The following is a 3,028-nucleotide window of genomic DNA, read 5'->3' on the forward strand; positions in this document are numbered from 1 at the left end:
GCCAGCAGGAACACGGCAAGATGGGGGGAGAAAGCCGAAAAATCGGTGTTTGCAGGAATGATGGTCATGACCACGGCGACCGTGATCGCCAGCTGCACGGCGCCGAGCGGCTTTCCCGCAGCCATGCGGCCCACGCCCGGCTCCAGGGCAAGGGGGTCCGGCGCGGCCCTCCCAAGACATGACTAAAGCCACACTTGCATTATGTAATAGTTGCAATCAGCTATGAATAGGGGGTCGGTCGCGGTTGTGCGGTGCGCCCGCGCCGGGGTGACCGCTTGCGGAAAGGGGAGGCAGAATGACCGTCTGTAGCGCATCGGCGGCCGGGGAGTCGGTGGATGTGATCACCGACGCGCTGCTGACCCGGACTTGGTGATCTTGTCCAATCGAGGTCCGGTCAATCTGGCCACGCTGGCCGGTCTGCTGGATGTGCAGCCGTAGACCACCGATCGGATGGTCGACCGACTCTCCGGCGTCGGCCTGTTGATCGCGGACCGCACCCTAGCTCCCGCCGCGGGCTGGTGGCCGAGCTGACGCATACGGGCGTGAAGCTTGCGCAGCGGGTGACCGCGCATCGGCGCCGCGAGATCGCCCGCATCGTAGAGAACATGCCGTCGTGCGCGTTCCCTTGTGATGATGCGCTGGTACGCCCGCCCCGAAGGCGACAACCATCAGGGTCGCGCCCCGGTTGGCGTCGTGGGACAGGTGCGACCATCCCGATCAGGTTCGGCTGCAGCCATTTCTCGATGACACCGAAGCGCTGATCGCCGCCTCGCGGGTCGACAGCCCATTGGCGTTCCGACTCGAACTTCGGGTCCCAACTCTGCGAGTAGTCGTTCGTGCGGATCGAAGCGGCACCCGAGATGCCTCCGCCGTCGGTGGACGTGCTGGTCGCGAGAAGGACCGCGTCGGCCTCGACTCTTGCCTACAAAGGAGCAGATCCACGTTGCCGTCGCCGGCGAAGCAGAACTGCCAGCCGGACCCATGAGGCTCGAACTCGCCTTCGTCGTCGGCCCCGGCAGGGACTAGCTGAACCGTGGAAGCCGACGATCGACTCACTCTTGGGCGTACCACCCAGGCCGCGATTGGCATCCACTCGACGGCTGGATTGCCGAGCGGGGCATGCGCCTGACGGTTGACCCCGCTTGAGCTGCGGTACTGGGTTTGTGCGCCGTCAGGGTTTCGAACCCCGGACCCGCTGATTAAGAGTCAGCTGCTCTACCAACTGAGCTAACGGCGCCTTGGACGGCCGAGACCGCGTACGCGACAATAACAGGCGTCCTGCCGCGGAGTGAAATCTCGGATTGCTCAAGGATAGCTGCTGAGCCGCGAGCGATCCTGTCGCGTTGGCACCCGCCAGGCTGGTTTCGGAAATCGTGTCGATTGCAGCGCTGGCGCTCTGAGTTGAGATAGTCACGAAAGTAACTGCGCTACAACGTATTTGCGTGCGCAATAGGCTTCAAAAGTGTATCGCGCCAAGGTGTCCGCTCGGTAGTGAATGTGGCATCCCCGGAGGCTGGGCAGGGCCTGCAGCGGCCTCCAGCGGCCTGCAGCGGCGGGTGGTCGGCTAGCGTTTGCGGACGTCCGCAGGCTGGCTTAATGTCACGAACTCGTGCCCAAAATCGCTGGCCCTTAGTGATTCGGAGGTGCGGCGGTAACCCATTAGAATACGTCTAACTATTCGGGGTCATTGGCGACCAGAATAAGCCAAATTTCCTGAAGGGTGGCTTGATGACGCCTTTGCGCAGACCACGGTTGTCGCTGGTTATAGCGATGATCTCGGTTGCTGTGTTTGGCGTTGCCTGCAGCAGCAGCCCTAGCGCCGCGCCGGTGAAACCCATCGCCGACAAGGGCACGCCATTCGCTGACCTGCTGGTCCCCAAGCTCACCGCCTCGGTTACCGACGGTGCCGTCGGCGTCACCGTGGATGCACCGGTGACGGTGAACGTTGCCGACGGTGTGCTCGCCTCGGTCACCATGGTCAACGAGTCCGGCAAGTCGATCAACAGCCAACTCAGCCCCGACGGATTGCACTGGCAGACCATCGAGCCGCTCGGCTACAACCGGCGCTACACGCTGGACGTGCGGGCGAACGGACTGGGTGGCGTGGTGACTCGGCGGATGACCTTCGCGACCAGTTCTCCCGAACACCTCACCATGCCCTACGTGAATCCGGGCGACGGCGAGGTGGTCGGCATCGGCGAGCCGGTGGCGATCCGGTTCGACGAGAACATCGCCAACCGTATGGCGGCCCAAAAGGCCATCACGATCACCGCCAATCCGCCCGTCGAGGGCGCCTTCTACTGGCTGAACAACCGCGAAGTGCGTTGGCGTCCAGAGCATTTCTGGAAGCCGGGCACAACCGTTGACGTGGCGGTCAACACCTACGGCGTCGACTTGGGTGACGGCATGTTCGGCGAAGACAATGTGAAGACGCACTTCACCATTGGTGACGAGGTCGTCGCGACCGCTGACGACAACACCAAGATGGTGACCGTGAAGATCAACGGTGAGGTCGTCAAGACCATGCCCACGTCGATGGGCAAGGACAGCACCCCGACGGCCAACGGCATCTACATCGTCGGTGCACGGTTCACGCACATCATCATGGACTCGTCGACCTACGGCGTTCCCGTCAACTCGCCCAACGGATATCGCACCGATGTCGAGTGGGCCACGCAAATTTCCTATAGCGGCGTCTTCGTGCACTCCGCGCCGTGGTCGGTTGGCGCGCAAGGCCATAGCAATACCAGCCACGGTTGCCTGAACGTGAGCCCCAGCAATGCGGTGTGGTTCTACGAGCACACCAAGCGCGGCGACATCGTCGAGGTCACCAATACCGTGGGGGGCACGCTGCCGGGGACCGATGGGCTCGGCGACTGGAACATCCCGTGGCCGCAGTGGAAGGCGGGCAACGCCAACACCTAGCTGTTGGCGTTGGCCCGTCCATAGGCCCGTCCAGAGGCCGAACGCTCACCTGACGTTTGGTCTACCAGCGTCGCGTCGGTGCGTTGGTGCGCACTGATTCGAC

At 63.2% G+C, this 3,028-nt stretch carries 1 protein-coding gene, 1 tRNA gene and 1 pseudogene; 2 read left to right on the forward strand and 1 reads right to left on the reverse strand.

Features of this window, described 5'->3' with window-relative positions:
- The first annotated feature begins 295 nt into the window (after positions 1–295).
- Positions 296–761: pseudogene (locus tag VML93_RS13655) on the forward strand (MarR family transcriptional regulator).
- A 403-nt stretch (positions 762–1,164) separates the two neighbouring features.
- Here the strand turns inward: VML93_RS13655 and VML93_RS13660 are convergent.
- A tRNA-Lys gene (locus VML93_RS13660) sits at positions 1,165–1,237 on the reverse strand.
- Positions 1,238–1,728: 491 nt separating this feature from the next.
- Here VML93_RS13660 and VML93_RS13665 point away from each other — a divergent pair.
- The gene (locus VML93_RS13665) at positions 1,729–2,925 is read left to right on the forward strand and encodes a L,D-transpeptidase (RefSeq protein WP_325611348.1); all 1,197 of its coding nucleotides are present in this window, start codon (positions 1,729–1,731) and stop codon (positions 2,923–2,925) included.
- Positions 2,926–3,028: the final 103 nt, after the last annotated feature.

Source organism: Mycobacterium sp., from assembly GCF_035499775.1.
GTDB lineage: Bacteria > Actinomycetota > Actinomycetes > Mycobacteriales > Mycobacteriaceae > Mycobacterium.